This is a genomic window from Flagellimonas marina (assembly GCF_042651185.1).
Taxonomy (GTDB): Bacteria; Bacteroidota; Bacteroidia; order Flavobacteriales; family Flavobacteriaceae; genus Flagellimonas; species Flagellimonas marina.
Genome location: NZ_JBHSCL010000004.1, coordinates 758,732 through 777,264, shown reverse-complemented (window position 1 = coordinate 777,264; position 18,533 = coordinate 758,732). Strand labels below are relative to the sequence as shown.

Here is an 18,533-nt window from a genome sequence, read left to right as displayed (position 1 = left end):
AAATTAAACATGAGAATTTTATTACTTGCAATGATATCCATAATTATCATAAGTTGTTCAAATGATGATATAAGGAACTTACCACCTAGGGAATTCAACGCAATTGCAGTTCAATCTGGTTTTAATAGTATAACGTTTAGATGGACAGAATCCACAGACCCTGAAAATTCCATAGTCAAATACAATGTTTTTATAAGTGAGAATGTTGATGAAGCAGATTATGAATTAATAGCTGAAAACCTTTCGGAGCAATTGGTTGCTGACACTAATGTAATTAACGTAAACGGAGAAAATATTTCTATAGATTCACCTGAAAATCCAGAATACCGTTTTGCATATATTGCCACTGGTTTAAAACATAATACACAATATAAAGGAAAGATTGTAGCTTTTGATCAAGAAGGGAATACCTCCGAATCATATTTTTATTCAACTACTTTAAATGACAATATAGTTCCAGAAATCTCTTTCAATCTTCAATCGGTTTATAGATATAATGCTATGTTTCAATTATCAATCACTGATAATGACAACAATGATATTGATTGGAACCTCTATTTAAATAACCAATTACATACTTCGGTTTCCGTTGGAGAATTTGGATATCATTTAGAAGATCTAGAAGAAGACACTTCTTATTCTGGAAAAATAATTGCTACGGACAGTAATGGAAATGAGTCAATCCCATATGAATTCTCTTTTGCAACCACGGGAGATACATACATAGGTAATTTGGAATTTATACAGATTAATGAAAGTGCAATTCATTTCTTCGATGAAAATCAATACGTTTCCGTCAATGGCAATATATTTCTCAATGGTATTTCATTTAGTGAAAGTACATTGTCTTCTTTTAACTACATTCAAAATGTTACTGGAAATATTACATTTGACCCTCTCTATACGGCAAATCCAGATACAATGCTTTTTCCCGATTTGACTCAATTAAATGGAGATTTAGTTTTAATTGGGAATAACCTAAGTAATCACTTTAAAAATTTAGAAACAATATCTGGCGATCTAAGAATGATTCGTTGTGAACAAAATGTAGAGAATAATCCAATGTTTGAAAATTTAACTTCTGTTGATGATTTTTTACTCCAGGAAGGTGGCAATATTAATCCGCAAAGTTTAAATTCATTAAACACTATTAATGGGAAATTATCAATTCTGTTTATGTATTCTACATTTCAAAACTTGGATTTTTTGTCAAACGTTGCAGTAATTACAAACGGATTAGAAATCTTTGATAATAATTCTTTAATAAATTTTTGCGGTTTGGATTTTGTTGTTAACTCAAACGGTCTATATGGCAATTACTCCGTGAATGAAAACGCTTACAATCCAACTATCAGTGACATTAAAAATGGAGATTGTAATCAATAATAAAACTAAATATTGATACTACATAAACAGCTGGTAACCTTTGTATATAAAAAATAGCGGATTGAGTACTAACCCTAAAATGTAAACCTAAAAGAGGTTAGTTATAAAACGAAAAATTAGTGTGTAAAAAACCGCTACTTTTCATATACGGGACCGATACGTGAACACCAAAAAACTCTCTAAATTTCAAATAAGAATCCCCCACTACCCTTTACCCGCATTACGGTAACACCCCTTATTCGATATTTCAATGGTGTATTTTTTCAACCCTAACCAATAATCGCTTCTTTTTATGCAAACCTATAAGTTTACTTTTTTATTTATTTTGTAAACCTATAAGTTTACTTTTTCATATATTTGTAAACCTGATAGTTTACATTTTAACATAATTCGAAGTGAAATGAGAAATAAACGTAAACTTCTACTTGAGCAATTGGATCAAAAAATAAATCCATTTCTTCATACAAAAAAGATTACGGTTCCAGACCGTGGATGGATAAATACCATTCGCACCACACTGAACATGACCATGGCCCAACTTGGCGACAAATTGAACATCACCCGTCAAGGTGTCAGAAAAATTGAGGAGAGTGAAGCGAATGGAACCATCACAATCAATGCAATGAAAGAAGTTGCCGCAGCCTTGGACTTCCAATTGGTATATTCATTGGTGCCCAAAAATGGCACCATAGATGATTTGGTTGAAAAGAAAGCTACGGCACTGGCCCGGAAAATTGTCCTGCGCACCCATCAGAACATGAAATTGGAAAACCAAGGGATTGATGATGATAAAATAGAAGAAACCATAAAAGATCTTGCTGCTGAAATAAAAAGAGAGATTAGAAAGTCTTTATGGGATTAGAATTTGAATACGCAGAAGGACAAACACCTTTAAACCCCGAAGAAAAGGAAGGTTTAAAATTAAAGTCGATTATCACTCAAGCAGAGTTGGACGAATTTGAACAACTCAATATTGAAAATGCCATTGAATGGACCATACACACTAATTTTAAGCCTGAAAGAATCCTAACCGAAAGGTTTGTCAAGAACCTGCACAAAAGAATGTATGGCACCGTTTGGAAATGGGCCGGTGAATTCAGGAAATCTGAAAAAAACATTGGTATAAAATGGACGCAAATCAGCATTGAATTGAAAAACTTGTTGACGATACAAAATACTGGATTGAAAATAAAACCTACAAACCCGAGGAAATTGCCATCAGGTTCAAACATAGACTGGTTTCCATTCATTGTTTTCCCAATGGAAATGGAAGGCATTCAAGGATTATGGCCGACCTCATCATGGAATCAATTTTTGAAAAAGAAATATTCTCTTGGCATCAGTCCAACATGGTAAAAGCCGATGACGTTAGAAAAAAATATATAAAAGCCTTGCAAAAAGCAGACCATGGAAATATTAAACCATTGATTGATTTTGCCATAAACTAAATACCTCCTGAGTAAGATGAGGTTAGAGATGTAAAAAATCTAGGGGTAAAAAATCCCAAATTACAAAACCTAAGTTCCAATTTACATTTTTGGAATTTGGAACTTGGTGCTTGGTGCTTGGTTTATGAGAATTAAGAATGTGTATTCATTATCCCCAATCTGTTTTTAAGCTACTGCCCTGCACTCCCAACTCTATAATACCCCTTATTCGGGATTTCTAGGGTGTACTTCTTTCGGGATGCGTTGTTTAAATGTGGTTCGCGTAGCCAAGGATTATGACGTTTCAGGATTTTGTAATTGATTTCATAAAGCTCGGCAAAATCGGCCCAGTTGGTTACGGCGGTATCCACCTCTACGGTAAAAGTGGGTACTTTTTTGTACATATCCTCTGGCTCTAGCTCAAAACCGTATTTCTCAGGATGGGATAAAATCTCTTTGATCGCTAATATGCGGAACACATATCTCCCCGTCTCCTGCCCCAATAACAGGTCGTAATAGTCATCCACCTGTTGAATGCCCATAAATTTTTGGATTCCCGCTGGCCCGGCATTGTAGGCTGCTGCGGTCAGCGTCCAAGTGCCAAAACGTTTTTTCCATTTATTGAGGTAATCGCAAGCCACTTGGGTAGATTTTTCAATATGGTAGCGCTCGTCCACATTGTCGTTCACCTCCAAACCATACTCCCGTCCTGTCCCTTTCATAATTTGCCAAAAACCGGTCGCCCCTGCGGGGGACACCAAATTTTCGAGTCCGCTTTCAGCCACGGCCAAATACTTAAAATCATCTGGGATACCATTCTTTTTAAGAATGGGCTCAATAATGGGAAAGTATTTGTTGGCGCGTTTCATCAACAGTACGGCATTGGATTGCCAATAGGTGTTCACTAAAAATTCACGATCTACGCGCTCCATGATCTCTGGGTCTTCCTGCGGAACGGGTTCACCTGCAAAATTTAGGTCATCTGGAATATCTATGGCACTGATTTGGTACGTGTCTGCAACATTTTTATCCTTTGTCACCGGTTTCTTTGCAACAGGCATTTCTTCCACTTCATTGGATTGTACGGCAAAAATAAGGGTGCTTACCACGGCTATCAATCCAATTAAGGTCAATATGTTTTTGAGGTGTTTCATAGCAATTTTTGTATTTGAGTACGGTAAAGATACTATTATAAAGACAAAATTATTCCATTATGATGGCAGGAAGATGCTCATTGAACCACTTTGCCCTGTGGATAATCATAGCATGGGTACCATTTTTTACGCCGATGCATTCTTTTATATTGACAATGGGAAAAACTGCATCCTTTTCACCTTGAATATGCACCAGATTTTTTGGTGGTTTGGTTTGCGACCAATTCACAATTTGGTCAATGGACCAATCGATGTAATGCTTATCTCGGATCGAAAGATATTTCTCATATAGATCCAATCGTTTGGTAACGGTTTCCCCAAAAGCATATTTGGCCAAAAGTTCCACATTGTTCACAAGGCCCGTGGGTAACAACTTGTGGGCCTTGGTATACTTGGCGAATAACATTCGTTTGGGGAGCTCATTCTTGGATTTCACACATGAAATGGCGATGATTTTCTTAGTCTGAATGATCTTTGCCATTTCTTGCACCAACAATCCCCCAAAAGAAACCCCCACAAGTACAGGGTTTTTATGTTTTATTCCACTGCACATTTGTTGGGCGTATTGCTCAAGGCTCATCCCTTTTTCCGGCAAAAACCACTCCAGCGTATGGGTCTCAAAAGTAGCTTCGGGAAGTTTTATTCCATCAAAAATGGATGGATTGGCTGCCATCCCGGGCATGAGGTAGACATGGATTTTCTTGTCGGACATTTCACACCAAATATCGACAAGGTCTAGGAAATTAACAATATTTTGACTAATTTTGTATCCCTTTTATAACTAACCCCACCTATTTGAACATATTTTGTAACAAGGGGACACCAAATTACCGTTTTGGTAATCGTACGGTATCAATTTAAAAACAGTACTATATGACAGAAATGGAAATTAACGACAATAGTTTCTTGCGCCAATTTGAAACTAGGGTCAATGGGCATTTAGCCAAAATTGAATACTCTTCCCAAGAGCGTAAAGTATTCTTGACCAAGCTGGTAATTCCAGAAGAAATCACCCAAGAGGGCTTTAAAGAAACTTTTATCAAAGCCGTTTTAAACGAGATTCAAGAGAAAAACCTAAGGGTAGTGCCTACAAGCCCACACATAGCTGGTTTTTTGAGAAAGAACAGACAATACAAAGAGATGCTGCCCGTAGGCATCCGAATCTGACCTAACCAGACCACTTACAAACGACATTACACCTCTCAGAAATGGGAGGTTTTTTTATACCGACACCGATTCAGAAACAAACTGAAACCGCACCAAACCATCCTCATCAATTTCGGTAAGTTCCACTTGGTGCAGGGTGTTGACCAACTCCGGATTCCAAGGCGCCTTTACTTTTACATAGTTCTCGGTGAAACCGTGAATGTATCCCGATTTGTTTTCCCCTTCAAACAACACAGTCCTTACACCGCCCAACTGACTTTCATAAAAAGCCCGTCTCTTTTTGGCCGATAGTCCGCGGAGCATTTTACTTCGTTTGCTCCGCACCTTTTTAGGAACCACGTGGTCCATTTCCGCGGCCAAAGTGTTGTCTCGTTCAGAATAGGTGAACACATGTAGGTACGAGATGTCCAATTCGTTCAAAAAATGGTAGGTTTCCAAGAAATGTTCATCGGTTTCGCCTGGGAATCCTACAATCACATCCACTCCAATACAAGCATGGGGCATAATTTCCTTGATACGTTTTACACGATCTACATAGAGATTGGACAGATAGCGACGACGCATCAACTTTAAGATTTCATCACTCCCGCTTTGCAGAGGAATATGAAAATGCGGTACAAAGGAATTGCTCCGGGCCACAAAATCTATGGTCTCATTCTTTAACAGATTGGGCTCAATGGAAGATATACGAAGTCGATGTATTCCTTCAATTTGATCAAGTGCTTTCACTAAGTCCAGAAAGGTGTGCTTATGCTTTTTATTGCCAAATTCTCCCTTGCCATAGTCACCGATGTTTACACCTGTCAACACAATTTCTTTAATGTCTTTTGAGGCTATCTCCCTGGCATTCAGTAAAACATTTTCCAAAGAGTCGCTCCGCGATATGCCACGAGCCAACGGAATAGTACAGTAGGTACATTTGTAATCGCACCCGTCTTGTACTTTTAAAAAGGCACGAGTTCTGTCGCCAATGGCATAGCTACCCACATAGAAATCAGCTTCCTCTATTTCGCAGGAATGTACCTCTCCCCTATCATTTTTAGCAAGGTCATTCAAGTAGTCTGTAATCTTGAACTTTTCGGTAGCGCCCAGTACCAAATCTACCCCATCCACAGTGGCAAGTTCCTCTGGTTTTAATTGGGCGTAGCAGCCTACGGCAGCCACAAAGGCATCTGGGTTTCCCTTCTGGGCCTGTCTTACAATGGTTTTGAAACGCTTATCCGCATTCTCGGTAACCGAACAGGTATTGATCACATAAATGTCAGCTCTTTCGGAAAAGTCCACACGCTCAAAATCCTCCCTTTCAAAACTTCGCGCAATGGTGGAAGTTTCAGAGAAATTGAGTTTGCAACCCAGCGTATAAAAAGCGACTTTCTTGCTCATTGAACCACTTCTTGTTTCAGGGCCGCAAAGATAGTGATTTGTTGAGAGTTGTGACAATGTGTCGGCGTACGTCAAAATTATGTAAGTCAACGGTTAACACATAACCCCTATTTTGAAAGAACACTTATTTTATCTTAAATTAGGAGCTTATCAGCAGAATGACTCGTAAAAATTTTGAACCCCTCTTAATATAATCCCATTACAAATGAAGAAAATTATCCATAAAACCACATGGTGGATATTTGCCAGTCTCTGCATTTTGGTAGGACTCTATCCAGCAATCTACTTCTTAATTGACCGACATTTTGGGTTATTATCATCCAAAACACAGGAACTTTTGGCCGATCAGCTATGGAATATTGGTTTTTACGGGCATATTGTTTTGGGAGGAATTGCATTGTTGATTGGCTGGATGCAGTTTAGCTCAAAACTTAGAAGAAAAAGAATACGACTGCATAGAACTGTTGGGAAAATTTATGTAGTAACGGTATTGATAAGTGGTGTTTGCGGAATTTACATTGCCCAATTCGCTAATGGAGGAATCACCAACGTAATAGGATTTTCATTGAGTGGACTTGTTTGGTTGGCCACTACTCTTCTGGCTTACAATGCTATAAGGAATGGAAACATTAAAGCCCACCAAAATTTTATGATTTACAGCTATGCTGTCTGCTTTTCTGCTGTGACCCTAAGAATTTGGCTCCCCCTCTTAATGGCAATAACTGGAGATTTTATTTTGGCCTATCTTATTGTTGGCTGGCTAAGCTGGGTTCCCAATTTGGCCGTCGCTTATTTCATAATAAAAAGGCAGCAAAGAAAAGAAGCTGTGATGGTCTAACTGGAGCGCCCCAATGAGTGTCTTGGAATTTTAAACTGGGCATTATAACGAATCGTTACCGATTTGTTCCAATCCATTATCAGAAGAATTAAAAAAACGTAAAAAATGTACCTTTAGGTGAAAACCGCAGCAAGAGCCTCTATGCCTAAAAAAGTATTCCTCAGTTTAAAATATCCCCAACTCGCCATTGATATGCTGGAAAAAGCTGGATTCAACATCACCATCAACAAAAGCAACAATCCCATTCCGCAGGACGAGTTGATCAACATCTGTAAAGAACATGATGCCCTTTTAAGTACGGGTTCCAATAAGATTGATGCCTATTTCTTGGAGCAATGTAAGCACATTGACATCATATCCCAATTTGCTGTGGGGTATGACAATATTGATGTGCAAGCCGCTAAAAAAAATGGAATTGTCATTGGAAATGCCCCAGGAGCCATGACGGAAGCCACCGCCGATGTGGCTTTTGGACTCATGATCATGGTTTCCCGTAAAATGGTTCATATGCACAAAACCATTGAAAAGGGTCTGTGGAATCATTTTGTTCCCACGGCCAACCTTGGTTTTCAGCTCGATGGCAAAACCTTGGGCGTTTTTGGACTGGGAACCATTGGTAGTGTCATGGCCAAACGCTGCAAAGCCGCTTATGGCATGAATATTATCTACCACAATCGCTCTAAAAATCAAGAAGCTGAAGAAAAGCTGGGTGCGCAATATGTTTCCTTTGATGAATTGTTGACCCAAAGCGATATCATTTCGGTACACTGCAACTTAACCGAGGAAACCAAAGGTGTATTCAACAAGGAAGCCTTCAACAGAATGAAGAATAGCGCCATTTTCATCAACACTTCGCGCGGTGGGGTCCATACTGAGACTGATTTGATTGAAGCCTTGAAAAATGGTTCCATTTGGGGCGCTGGACTGGATGTTACCGACCCCGAACCTATGCAACCGGACAACCCTTTACTCCAAATGGAAAATGTTGCCGTGCTGCCCCATATTGGCTCCTCAACCGTGGAAGCCCGTAACGAAATGGCCCGCATGTCCGCACAGAACATCATCGACTTCTACAAAACCGGAACTCTACCCTATCCAGTTCACTAGTTCCCTATAAAATATCGGTGGCATTGGTTAAAAATCCATAACTTCAACCAATACTAAAATCCGACTTATATGAAACTCCGTTTACTGCTACTGGGCCTTTTTGTCCTAGCCATCTATTCCTGCAAAAAAGAACAGACTTCATCGCTTGCCAATCATCAAGGTGATGAGACGTACACCGTAATTGTTGGTGAAAACAAAGTGGGCCATCTAAAAACTCAAATTTCTGGTGATACCATCCAAATTGATTACGATTATAAGAATAATGGCCGCGGCCCAACTTTAAAGGAAACCATTGTGCTCAATGCCAAAGGTTACCCAATAGATTGGAAAATCACGGGAAATACTACGTTTGGCAATGCCGTAGATGAGCATTTTACCTTAGAAGGTGAAAATGCCTCTTGGAACGATGCAACAGGCTCAGGAAGTGCCAGCGTGGATGCTCCTCAGTTGTATGTGAATCAATTTGGAAGCCCTTACTCATCCGTTTTGGCAGCTAGACTGTTGTTGAATGCCCCGGAAAACACAATGCCCGTACTTCCAGCGGGCAACCTTACGTTAACAAAGATGGAAAGCTTGAATGTTCCCAATCCTTCGGGTGATGGCGAATTGGCCCTTACCACTTATGCCATATCCGGCGCGGAACTTAATCCCTCCTATTTTATTTTGGATGATTCGCAAAAATTCTTCGCATCCATAACCCCGCGATACATTGTAATTCGTGAAGGATACGAAGCCGTGGAAAAAGACATGCGCCAATTGTCTGAAAACTATTCAGCAGAACGCTATGAGAACCTGCAAAAAGAGTTTGCCCACAATTACGACGGTAAAGTCAGAATCCGTAATGTGCGGGTTTTTGACCCCGAGAGCTTATCGCTGACCAACCCCGTTTCTGTTGTGGTGGAAGATGATAAAATTGCCGCCATTGAAGCTCCAGATGCTTCGGCAGAGGGTGAAGTGGCAATTGAAGGCAATGGCGGCACATTGGTGCCCGGACTTTTTGAAATGCATGCCCACACCGGAGACGAAGGTGCACTGTTGAATGTATTGGCTGGGGTGACCTCCTTCCGGGATATGGGGAATGATACCGAGGTTTTGAGCAATCTCATTGAAAAAATTGAGTCCGGTGTATTGGCGGGTCCAAGAATAACCCGATTAGGTTTTATAGAGGGTAAGAGTCCGTATAACAGCAACAATGGCATTTTGGTGGAAACCAAGGAAGAAGCTTTGGCCGCTGTGGACACTTATGACAGTCTTGGATTTTATGGTGTTAAACTCTACAACAGCATGAATGGCGACTGGGCTCCGGACATTGTAAAAAAAGCCCATGACCAAGGCCTTTTTGTTACAGGGCACGTGCCTGCATTTTCCAATGCCAATGCCATGCTACGGGCCGGTTTTGATGAAATGACACACATTAACCAAACTATGTTGGGATGGGTCTTGGAGCCTGAGGAGGACACCCGAACCCTTTTGCGGCTTACCGCCATGAAACGTTTCCCTGGGTTGGATTTGAATAGTCCAAAAGTACAGGAGACCATGGACTTGTTCGTAACCAACAAAACCGCAATTGACCCTACTCTTGCCATCCATGAAATGTTGATGCTATCCCGCAATGGAGAGGTCACACCTGGAGCTGTGGATTATATCGATCATATGCCACCCAACGAGCAACGTAGCTTAAAAGTGGCTCTGGCACAAATAGCAGATGAAGAAGAGGATAAGGCTTATCGCGAAGCGTATGCCAAAATTGTGGAAACCCTGAATATGATGAAGGACAAAGGCATCCTAATAGTGGCTGGGACCGATTTAGGCGGCGCGTTCAACCTGCACCGCGAGTTGGAACTCTATAACCAACAATTGGGATACACGCCAGCCGAACTCCTAAAATTGGCCTCCTACGATATGGCCGAGTATTTGGGTAAGGAAGATTTGGGCAGTATTGAGCCCGGAAAACTGGCAGATTTCTTTTTGGTGCCCGGCAATCCAGTAGAGGATATTAAGGCCATTAAGGCCATCGCTTTAGTGTCCAAGGGCGGTACCTTTTACTACCCGACGGAGGTCTACCCTGCCTTTGGGATAACTCCATTTACGGAAAAGCCAGAAGTGAAGGAATAGGTATTCTTTAATGACAATTGTAAGGCCAGCGGCGATTTGCCGCTGGCCACAAATATATTTATGACAAAACAGTTAATCATGACCTTGGAACAAACAACTAAAGACACAAAGAAGCACCTTATAAATAACGTTGTTTTTTTTATCAGACTAATATCGGTATTTATGCTCTTGTTCTCTATTGGTGCTTGCCAACCTAAACTAACCAAACAAGAAGCATTACAAACCAAAATCCGTTCGCAAATCGATTCCATTCAAGGAGAAGTGGCGGTAGTTTTCCTAAATCTATCCGACCCAACCGACAGTCTCTATATTAATGAAGATGTAGAGTTTCATGCCGCTAGCACCATGAAAGTTCCTGTTATGATCGAACTTTTTAAACAAGAAGAGGCTGGAAAAATCAACCTCAACGATTCAATCATTCTGGTGAATGAGTTTAAAAGTATTGTTGACGGCAGTTCCTATAGTATGGATATTTCTGATGATAGCGACGATGTCATTTATAATAAAATCAACACGAAAGTTACAATACACGATTTAATGTACAGTATGATTACGGTAAGCAGTAATCTTGCCACCAATGTATTGATAGAACTAGTGGATGCCAAAAATGTAACGGCCACCATGCGGGATTTAGGCGCAGAAAAAATTGAGGTCTTGCGTGGGGTTGAAGACCTGAAAGCTTATGAACTTGGACTTAGCAACTCAACAACTGCAAAAGATTTATCGATTATAATGAAAGTTATTGCTGCCAATCAAACAGGTTCCGATGTGAATAGCAAGGCAATGATTGCCATTTTAAAAGACCAACAGTTTAACGAGGTTATTCCACATTACCTGCCAAAAAATGTTGAAGTGGCCCATAAGACGGGATGGATAACCGGGGTGCATCACGATGCAGGTATTGTATATTTACCGGACGGTAGATCTTATGTTTTAGTACTGCTTTCCAAAAACTTGAAGGATTTTGACAAAGGCACAGAGCAATTGGCAGGGATTTCAAAAACCATTTATGAATACATGACTGGAGAATAACACCCCTTCATCAATTGAGGAAATAAGGCTATCATTCTCTTCTCATTTGACATACAGAAACAACCAAACTCCAATCTCCACTAATACTTCCGCCACTTTTGGGTCAGTTCAAAAACATGCTCCAAAATTTGGGCTTCGGTATCGTTAAATTCCACATTTCGGCGTTTCATCATAGCGGTTGCGACCTCAATGGCTTTGTTGGTTCGAAACTCCGTAAAACCAGAGGCGCCCCCCCAACTAAAACTGGGGATAAAGTTTCGAGGGTACCCACTACCAAAAATATTGGCACTCACCCCTACCACGGTTCCGGTGTTGAACATGGTATTGATGCCACATTTGCTGTGGTCGCCCATCATCAATCCACAAAATTGAAGTCCTGTTCTGGCAAAACCTTCAGTTTGGTAGCTCCATAAACGAACGGGAGCGTAATTGTTCTTCATGTTCGAGGTGTTCGTATCCGCACCCAAATTGCACCACTCGCCCAACACGGAATTACCCAAAAAACCTTCGTGACCCTTGTTGGAATACGCAAACAACACCGAATTATTGACCTCTCCCCCCAATTTACATCCAGGTCCGGCAGTGGTAGGTCCATAGATTTTGGCTCCCATTTTTACAATGGCCCCTTCGCAGAGCGCAAAAGCACCACGGATAATACAGCCTTCCATAATTTCAGCATTCTTGCCTATATAAATGGGCCCCGTGGATGCATTTAAGATACTGAACTCCACTTTGGCGCCTTCTTCCAAAAAAATGTTTTCTGGATGCAACACTTGATTGGTGTTGGAAATAGGCTGACTCTTCCGCCCGGCGGTCAGGATGTTATAATCCGATTGGAGTGCATCCCCGTTTTTGGAAAAAATATCCCATGTATTCTTTATCGTCAACCCTGTGGGTTGATGTTGAACCGTTTTAAATTTGGTCGAATCAAAAGGTGTTTCCACATCACCGCTCAAATAAGCAACGTATTCCCCGTCATCCATTAACGCTTCTCCCATTCTTAGCTTTTGAATGGCCCCCACCAAATCGGCATCAGGAAGGTAACTGGCATTGATGACTACATTTTCAGCAGCGGAATTCAACGGGAATTTTATGGCCAAATAGTCTTCTGTCTTCACACTTACCGAGGCGTTCAACCATTTTTCCCATTTTTCCCGAATGGTCAGTATGCCCACCCGTATTTCGGCCACAGGCCTAGTGAATGTGAATGGAAAAAGGGATTCTCTGCTCGTTCCGTCGGATAGAATGTAGTTCATGGCTCAGTGTTGATGGTATAAAAATAAAAAACGCCCCTGAAAACCATCAGGAGCGTCCATATATTTCGTTAAAAAGATGGTCCTACTCGGCCTTCTTCTCTTCTTTGCTGAATTTCTTGTACTTGTTCTTGAACTTATCAATCCTACCAGCGGTATCCACCAATTTGGTTTTACCGGTGTAGTAAGGGTGTGAAGTTCTTGAAATTTCCAACTTTACCAAAGGATACTCCTCACCATCAACGGTGATGGTTTCTTTTGCCTCTGCAGTGGATTTGGTGATGAACACATCGTCATTGGACATGTCTTTGAAAGCCACTAATCTATAATTCTCTGGGTGTACACCTTTTTTCATCGTCTTTACTACTTAATCTCAGATTTTTCGAGGTGCAAATTTAAGGATTTCTTTGATTCTTCCAACTGAAAAAAGAAAAAAAGAAAAAAACTACCTTTAACTGTAACAAAATCTCCCCTTGGTTCACTAACAAACCATAATCAACACTAAAAATAACGAAATGGAAGAACAACAACCAAAAGCCACTAAATTTATGTTGAACTATGGCCTAATATTGGGTCTGGTATCAATAGTTTTCAACGTAATGCTCTATACGCAAAAGATGCATTATGAAATGAGCACGCCTGTAATCGTTATATCCATCTTATTGACAGCGGCTGCTATTTTCCTGGGCACGAATGCGTATAAAAAAGCTAATGGAGGGTTTCTAAAAATATCAGAAGCACTGAAAATTGCTGTTGGAATTGCCTTGGTGTCCACAATTATTTCCTTGATTTATCAATACCTGCTCATCAATTTCATTGAACCCGATTTTATGGACAAGGCCTTTGAAATTGCCAAACCAAAGGCATTTGAACAAAATCCTTCAATGACAGAGGAACAATGGGAACAAGGGGTGGCCATGCAAAAAAGTATGGGTTGGCTCCGGTATCCCATAGGATTAATATTTGGTTGTGTCATTGGATTGGTCCTAGGGCTTATTAGCGGACTTATATTAAAAAAATCCAAGCCGGAATTCTAAACCAAAAAATGCTACTTTTGAAGGGAATTCGAGAAACTAACAATGCAAATCTCCATTGTAATTCCTTTACTCAACGAGCAAGAGTCGCTTAACGAACTACATGATTGGATTGTACGTGTAATGCAATCCAATCATTTTTTATATGAAATCATTTTTATAGATGATGGCAGTTCTGATGGCTCTTGGGAGACCATCCAAGGACTTTCAGAAAAAAATGGACACGTTAAAGGCATCCGGTTTTTAAAAAACTACGGCAAGTCACAAGCCCTGCATGCCGGCTTTAAAGCGGCCCAGGGCGATGTGGTCATTACCATGGATGCTGATCTTCAGGACAACCCTGAAGAGATTCCGGAGCTCTACCGAATGATCAAGGAAGATGGAGACCATGTGGTTTCTGGTTGGAAAAAGAAGCGGTATGATTCTGTTATCACCAAAAATATTCCCTCTAAGCTTTTTAACTGGGCGGCTCGAAAAACTTCAGGTGTAAAATTGCATGACTTTAATTGCGGACTCAAAGCTTTTGATTCCAGAGTTGTGAAAAATATTGAGGTTCATGGTGAAATGCACAGGTACATCCCCGTTTTGGCCAAAAACGCAGGTTTTAATAACATCAGTGAAAAAGTGGTACAGCACCAAGCCCGAAAGTATGGCACAACCAAATTTGGGGCAGAGCGCTTTATCAACGGTTTTCTGGATTTGATCACCATTTGGTTCGTTTCCAAGTTTGGTCGACGGCCCATGCACCTATTTGGCGCTTTGGGCGTACTCATGTTTATCGTAGGTTTCGGATTTGCACTGTATTTGGGCATAGACAAGCTGTTCTTGCATCCCACCGGACGTCTCATTACCCAACGCCCACAGTTCTTCATTTCCCTAACGGCCATGATCATAGGGACTCAACTTTTTTTAGCAGGTTTTATCGGAGAGATTATGGTTCGGTCCAGAAAAAATGATGTCCGCTATTCCATTTCTGACAAAATAAATGTTTAGCACTCCAAAAACTGATATTCTTTGTATTTTAGACCATACTAAACAAGCACATTCTATATGGATTCCATCACTTCTACAGCGCAATCTTGGTTAACCGATTTTTTTGATGAAAAAACCAAAAAGGAGATTAAAAATCTGATAGAAAACGATACCGAGGAACTCAAGGAGCGTTTCTACAAAGATTTGGAATTCGGTACCGGGGGTATGCGCGGCATTATGGGTGTTGGCACCAATAGAATCAACAAGTATACCTTGGGCAAGAACACCCAAGGGCTCAGCAATTACCTTAAGAAATCATACACGGACACTGACTTAAAAGTGGTCATCGCCTACGACTGCCGACACAATTCGGATACCTTGGCCAGAACCGTGGCAGAAGTTTTCTCTGCTAATGGCATTAGGGTACACCTGTTTTCTGAACTCAGAACAACCCCAGAACTTTCATTCGCAGTGCGGTATTTAGGATGTCATGCCGGTATTGTTTTGACCGCTTCCCACAATCCGCCAGAATACAATGGCTACAAAGTATATTGGGCCGATGGCGGACAGATTGTGCCCCCACAAGACGGAGAAATCATTGCTGAGATTGATGCACTATCTTTCGAGGACATTAAATTTAATGCAAATGAAAGCCTCATTCACCTTATAGATGAAGAGGTTGACGAAGCTTTTTTTGAGGCTTCGGTAAAAAATGGAAGTTTTAATGCCAAGGGAAAGGACGACTTCAAGATTGTTTTCACCTCGCTTCACGGCACATCCATAACAGCTATTCCTGAAGTATTGAAACGTGCCGGGTACAGCAATGTTACCATTATAGAAGAGCAGGCAAAGCCCGATGGAGGGTTTCCGACGGTAAAATCACCCAATCCCGAAGAACCCGAAGCTTTGGCCATGGCCATAGAAAAAGCAGAAGAAATTGGGGCCGACATGGTAGTGGGAACCGACCCGGATAGTGACCGGCTAGGTATCGCAGTTCGAAACCTGGAAGGCAAAATGGAACTCTTAAACGGTAACCAGACCATGGTGCTGATGACCAAATTCCTTTTGGACCAATACAAGGAAAAAGGCTTTAAGGGCAACGAGTTTATCGCCACAACCATTGTCTCTACGCCCATGATGGAACAAATGGCCAAAACGTATGGTGTAGAATTTAAAACTGCATTGACTGGCTTTAAATGGATTGGAAAAATGATAAAAGACTTTCCCAATTCCAAGTTTATTGGGGGTGGCGAGGAAAGTTTTGGCTATATGGTAGGCGACTTCGTCCGCGACAAAGATGCCGTTACCTCTACCCTACTGGCCTGCGAGATTGCTTCCAATGCAAAAGCAAATGGCAGTTCCTTTTATAAAGATTTGATTGATTGCTATGTCCAGTTTGGGTTCTACAAGGAAAAACTCATTTCCCTTACTAAAAAAGGAATGAGCGGTGCCGAGGAAATCAAACAAATGCTCATCGACTTCAAGGAAAATCCGGTGAAATCCGTACAAGGTTCAAAATTATTGTGGATTGAGGATTACAACACCTCTATTGCCAAAAATGTACAAACTGGAGAAGAACGCACAATTCACCTCCCTAAGTCCAACGTATTGATTTATGAAACTGAGGATGGCACCCGAATCGCAGCCAGACCTAGTGGTACCGAGCCCAAAGTGAAGTTCTATATTAGCACCAATGCAAAATTAGATAAGGCTGAGGAGTATAAATCCGTAAATTCGCAGTTGGATACCAAACTAGACGGCATCCTTTCTGAACTGAATTTGTAGGTGAATGAACTACTTTAAAAAAATTCTCCGTTTTGCGGGACCTTACCGCAAATACGGTTATTTGAACATTTTCTTCAATATTCTCTATGCGCTTTTTAGTGCCCTGTCCTTTGCTGCGCTGATTCCGATGCTGGATGTGTTGTTTAAACCAGAGCAAAAGGTCTACGTAAAGCCCGTTTATGAAGGTTTTTCCAAATCAAAGGATTACTTGCAAGACTATATCAACTATCAGGTTACCGCATATTCCGGGGATGATGACATGAAAGGGTTGGTGCTGGTCATCAGTTTGGTATTGGCACTCTTCCTTTTAAAAAATGTATTCAACTATCTGGCGATGTATTTCATCACTTTTTTGAGAAACGGAGTGTTGAAAGACATCCGAAATACCATGTACAAAAAGATAGTGGACCTCCCTATCTCCTATTTTTCGGAAAAGCGAAAAGGCGATGTGATTGCACGAATCACCTCCGATGTATTGGAAATACAACATTCCTTCCTATCCATTTTGGAATTGATTGTACGAGAACCACTGACTATCTTATTTACCATTTTAGTGATGTTCGGAATCAGTGCCAAACTGACCCTCTTCGTTTTTATTTTCATTCCCATAGCCGGAATGTTGATTTCCAGAATCGGGAAATCCCTAAAACGAAAATCGGACCGGGTGCAAAAGGAACAAGGAGAATTTTTGTCCATTGTGGAAGAAACCTTGGGGGGACTCCGGGTCATCAAGGCCTTTAATTCCGAATCCAAGTTTTACAACACCTTTAAAACTTCAACCACACGATTCTTCAGGTTTTCCAATTCGTTATTGAACAGGCAAAATTTGGCCTCGCCTACGGGTGAGTTCTTGGGGATTTTGGTGATTGGCGTACTGCTGTGGTTCGGTGGAAAAATGGTACTGGTAGACAAGACTTTGGATGCCTCCTCATTTATTGCCTATATGGGTTTGGCCTATAATATCTTGACTCCAGCAAAGGCCATCAGCAAAGCGTCTTACGGTGTCAAAAAAGGAAATGCCGCTGCCGAACGGGTTTTGGAGATTTTGGAATCTGAAAATCCAATCAAAGATGCCCACGATGCCGTGGAAAAGACAGAATTCATATCAGGCATTGAACTCAAAAATATCTCCTTTAAGTATGAGGATGACTACGTTCTGAAAGATTTCAACCTAAAGGTTGATAAAGGTCAAACTGTGGCTCTGGTTGGTCAGTCCGGAAGTGGAAAAAGTACAGTGGCCAACTTGGCTACCCGTTTTTACGATGTCAACGAAGGTGAACTGCTGCTAGATGGTACAAACATTAAGAATATTACCAAAAAGTCACTCCGCGGACTGATGGGGCTGGTAACACAGGATTCTATTTTGTTCAACGACACCGTGAAGAACAATATCGCTATGGGTAAGGAAAATGCTACAACAGAGGAAATCATTGCTGCGGCCAAAGTGGCCAACGCACATGACTTTATCATGGACCTGCCCCATGGATACGATACAAATATTGGTGACAGCGGAAACAAATTGAGTGGCGGGCAGAAGCAACGTCTCTCCATTGCGCGGGCTGTGCTCAAAAATCCACCCATCATGATTTTGGACGAGGCCACCTCGGCCCTCGATACCGAAAGTGAACGTCTGGTGCAAGACGCTTTGGAAAAAATGATGAAAAACCGGACCTCAATCGTCATTGCACATAGATTGTCCACTATTCAAAATGCAGATTCCATTGTGGTATTGAGTAAAGGGAAAATTGTGGAGCAAGGCACGCATGAGGAACTCATGAAATCCAAAAAAGGCTACAAAAAGCTGGTGGAAATGCAGTCGTTTACGGCGTAATCCTATTAAAATATCTTCACGAAGCTTATCTAGAGCACTGTCGAAAAGG

At 41.0% G+C, this 18,533-nt stretch carries 17 protein-coding genes; 12 read left to right on the top strand and 5 right to left on the bottom strand.

Annotated elements, in window-relative coordinates:
* The first annotated feature begins 9 nt into the window (after positions 1-9).
* The 3 genes from ACFOWS_RS07035 (at position 10) to ACFOWS_RS07025 (ending at position 2,834) form a co-directional block, all read left to right on the top strand.
* The gene (locus tag ACFOWS_RS07035; RefSeq protein ID WP_379763226.1) at positions 10-1,386 is read left to right on the top strand and encodes a fibronectin type III domain-containing protein; all 1,377 of its coding nucleotides are present in this window, start codon (positions 10-12) and stop codon (positions 1,384-1,386) included.
* 400 nt (positions 1,387-1,786) lie between these two features.
* Positions 1,787-2,248 carry a mobile mystery protein A gene (locus ACFOWS_RS07030; RefSeq protein ID WP_379763225.1) on the top strand — a complete coding sequence of 154 codons (462 nt, stop codon included), beginning with the start codon at positions 1,787-1,789 and terminating at the stop codon, positions 2,246-2,248.
* Between the two features lie 286 nt (positions 2,249-2,534).
* Positions 2,535-2,834, top strand: coding sequence for a mobile mystery protein B (locus tag ACFOWS_RS07025; protein ID WP_379764500.1), 300 nt, complete (start codon positions 2,535-2,537; stop codon positions 2,832-2,834).
* A 170-nt stretch (positions 2,835-3,004) separates the two neighbouring features.
* Here ACFOWS_RS07025 and ACFOWS_RS07020 read toward each other — a convergent pair whose 3' ends face one another.
* Positions 3,005-3,967, bottom strand: coding sequence for a lytic transglycosylase domain-containing protein (locus ACFOWS_RS07020; RefSeq protein WP_379763224.1), 963 nt, complete (start codon positions 3,965-3,967; stop codon positions 3,005-3,007).
* A gap of 49 nt (positions 3,968-4,016) precedes the next feature.
* Positions 4,017-4,679 (bottom strand): alpha/beta hydrolase, encoded by a 663-nt coding sequence (locus ACFOWS_RS07015; RefSeq protein ID WP_379763223.1) that lies wholly within the window; start codon positions 4,677-4,679, stop codon positions 4,017-4,019.
* Positions 4,680-4,840: 161 nt separating this feature from the next.
* Here ACFOWS_RS07015 and ACFOWS_RS07010 point away from each other — a divergent pair, with 161 nt between their 5' ends.
* Entirely contained in the window at positions 4,841-5,134 is a 294-nt protein-coding gene (locus ACFOWS_RS07010) for a GNAT family N-acetyltransferase (RefSeq protein ID WP_366589904.1), read from the top strand.
* A gap of 54 nt (positions 5,135-5,188) precedes the next feature.
* On the opposite strand, the gene mtaB is transcribed toward ACFOWS_RS07010, so the two are convergent.
* Positions 5,189-6,517 carry a tRNA (N(6)-L-threonylcarbamoyladenosine(37)-C(2))-methylthiotransferase MtaB gene (gene mtaB / locus ACFOWS_RS07005; protein ID WP_379763222.1) on the bottom strand — a complete coding sequence of 443 codons (1,329 nt, stop codon included), beginning with the start codon at positions 6,515-6,517 and terminating at the stop codon, positions 5,189-5,191.
* Positions 6,518-6,722: 205 nt separating this feature from the next.
* Here mtaB and ACFOWS_RS07000 point away from each other — a divergent pair, with 205 nt between their 5' ends.
* The 4 genes from ACFOWS_RS07000 (at position 6,723) to ACFOWS_RS06985 (ending at position 11,609) form a co-directional block, all read left to right on the top strand.
* Positions 6,723-7,355: a DUF2306 domain-containing protein gene (locus ACFOWS_RS07000; RefSeq protein ID WP_379763221.1), complete on the top strand. Its 633-nt coding sequence runs from the start codon at positions 6,723-6,725 to the stop codon at positions 7,353-7,355.
* A 117-nt stretch (positions 7,356-7,472) separates the two neighbouring features.
* Positions 7,473-8,462, top strand: coding sequence for a 2-hydroxyacid dehydrogenase (locus ACFOWS_RS06995; RefSeq protein WP_379763220.1), 990 nt, complete (start codon positions 7,473-7,475; stop codon positions 8,460-8,462).
* Between the two features lie 69 nt (positions 8,463-8,531).
* Positions 8,532-10,577: an amidohydrolase family protein gene (locus ACFOWS_RS06990; protein WP_379763219.1), complete on the top strand. Its 2,046-nt coding sequence runs from the start codon at positions 8,532-8,534 to the stop codon at positions 10,575-10,577.
* A 162-nt stretch (positions 10,578-10,739) separates the two neighbouring features.
* Positions 10,740-11,609, top strand: coding sequence for a serine hydrolase (locus ACFOWS_RS06985; RefSeq protein ID WP_379763217.1), 870 nt, complete (start codon positions 10,740-10,742; stop codon positions 11,607-11,609).
* An 80-nt stretch (positions 11,610-11,689) separates the two neighbouring features.
* On the opposite strand, the gene ACFOWS_RS06980 is transcribed toward ACFOWS_RS06985, so the two are convergent.
* Together ACFOWS_RS06980 and ACFOWS_RS06975 are read right to left on the bottom strand one after the other, a co-directional pair.
* Positions 11,690-12,865 carry a GlmU family protein gene (locus tag ACFOWS_RS06980; protein ID WP_379763216.1) on the bottom strand — a complete coding sequence of 392 codons (1,176 nt, stop codon included), beginning with the start codon at positions 12,863-12,865 and terminating at the stop codon, positions 11,690-11,692.
* Positions 12,866-12,947: 82 nt separating this feature from the next.
* A complete protein-coding gene (locus tag ACFOWS_RS06975) occupies positions 12,948-13,217 on the bottom strand; it encodes a type B 50S ribosomal protein L31 (protein ID WP_366589920.1) in 270 nt (89 codons plus the stop codon).
* A 160-nt stretch (positions 13,218-13,377) separates the two neighbouring features.
* On the opposite strand from ACFOWS_RS06975, the gene ACFOWS_RS06970 reads away from it, so the two are divergent.
* The 4 genes from ACFOWS_RS06970 to ACFOWS_RS06955 are packed head-to-tail and all read left to right on the top strand — an operon-like array spanning position 13,378 to position 18,484.
* Positions 13,378-13,899, top strand: a complete 522-nt coding sequence (locus ACFOWS_RS06970) for a DUF4199 domain-containing protein (RefSeq protein WP_366589923.1) — start codon at positions 13,378-13,380, stop codon at positions 13,897-13,899.
* Between the two features lie 42 nt (positions 13,900-13,941).
* Positions 13,942-14,889 (top strand): glycosyltransferase family 2 protein, encoded by a 948-nt coding sequence (locus ACFOWS_RS06965; protein ID WP_366589926.1) that lies wholly within the window; start codon positions 13,942-13,944, stop codon positions 14,887-14,889.
* A 57-nt stretch (positions 14,890-14,946) separates the two neighbouring features.
* Positions 14,947-16,653: a phospho-sugar mutase gene (locus ACFOWS_RS06960; RefSeq protein ID WP_379763215.1), complete on the top strand. Its 1,707-nt coding sequence runs from the start codon at positions 14,947-14,949 to the stop codon at positions 16,651-16,653.
* A 4-nt stretch (positions 16,654-16,657) separates the two neighbouring features.
* The gene (locus tag ACFOWS_RS06955) at positions 16,658-18,484 is read left to right on the top strand and encodes an ABC transporter ATP-binding protein (protein ID WP_379763214.1); all 1,827 of its coding nucleotides are present in this window, start codon (positions 16,658-16,660) and stop codon (positions 18,482-18,484) included.
* The last annotated feature ends 49 nt before the right edge of the window (positions 18,485-18,533 follow it).

What these genes read in the sequence shown, in the direction of transcription:
- ACFOWS_RS07035 (WP_379763226.1), top strand. Translation starts at nt 10, where the DNA reads ATGAGAATTTTATTACTTGCAATGATATCCATAATTATCATAAGTTGT.
- ACFOWS_RS07030 (WP_379763225.1), top strand. Translation starts at nt 1,787, where the DNA reads ATGAGAAATAAACGTAAACTTCTACTTGAGCAATTGGATCAAAAAATA.
- ACFOWS_RS07020 (WP_379763224.1), bottom strand. Translation starts at nt 3,967, where the DNA reads ATGAAACACCTCAAAAACATATTGACCTTAATTGGATTGATAGCCGTG.
- ACFOWS_RS07015 (WP_379763223.1), bottom strand. Translation starts at nt 4,679, where the DNA reads ATGTCCGACAAGAAAATCCATGTCTACCTCATGCCCGGGATGGCAGCC.
- ACFOWS_RS07010 (WP_366589904.1), top strand. Translation starts at nt 4,841, where the DNA reads ATGACAGAAATGGAAATTAACGACAATAGTTTCTTGCGCCAATTTGAA.
- mtaB (WP_379763222.1), bottom strand. Translation starts at nt 6,517, where the DNA reads ATGAGCAAGAAAGTCGCTTTTTATACGCTGGGTTGCAAACTCAATTTC.
- ACFOWS_RS07000 (WP_379763221.1), top strand. Translation starts at nt 6,723, where the DNA reads ATGAAGAAAATTATCCATAAAACCACATGGTGGATATTTGCCAGTCTC.
- ACFOWS_RS06990 (WP_379763219.1), top strand. Translation starts at nt 8,532, where the DNA reads ATGAAACTCCGTTTACTGCTACTGGGCCTTTTTGTCCTAGCCATCTAT.
- ACFOWS_RS06985 (WP_379763217.1), top strand. Translation starts at nt 10,740, where the DNA reads ATGCTCTTGTTCTCTATTGGTGCTTGCCAACCTAAACTAACCAAACAA.
- ACFOWS_RS06980 (WP_379763216.1), bottom strand. Translation starts at nt 12,865, where the DNA reads ATGAACTACATTCTATCCGACGGAACGAGCAGAGAATCCCTTTTTCCA.
- ACFOWS_RS06975 (WP_366589920.1), bottom strand. Translation starts at nt 13,217, where the DNA reads ATGAAAAAAGGTGTACACCCAGAGAATTATAGATTAGTGGCTTTCAAA.
- ACFOWS_RS06970 (WP_366589923.1), top strand. Translation starts at nt 13,378, where the DNA reads ATGGAAGAACAACAACCAAAAGCCACTAAATTTATGTTGAACTATGGC.
- ACFOWS_RS06965 (WP_366589926.1), top strand. Translation starts at nt 13,942, where the DNA reads ATGCAAATCTCCATTGTAATTCCTTTACTCAACGAGCAAGAGTCGCTT.
- ACFOWS_RS06960 (WP_379763215.1), top strand. Translation starts at nt 14,947, where the DNA reads ATGGATTCCATCACTTCTACAGCGCAATCTTGGTTAACCGATTTTTTT.
- ACFOWS_RS06955 (WP_379763214.1), top strand. Translation starts at nt 16,658, where the DNA reads ATGAACTACTTTAAAAAAATTCTCCGTTTTGCGGGACCTTACCGCAAA.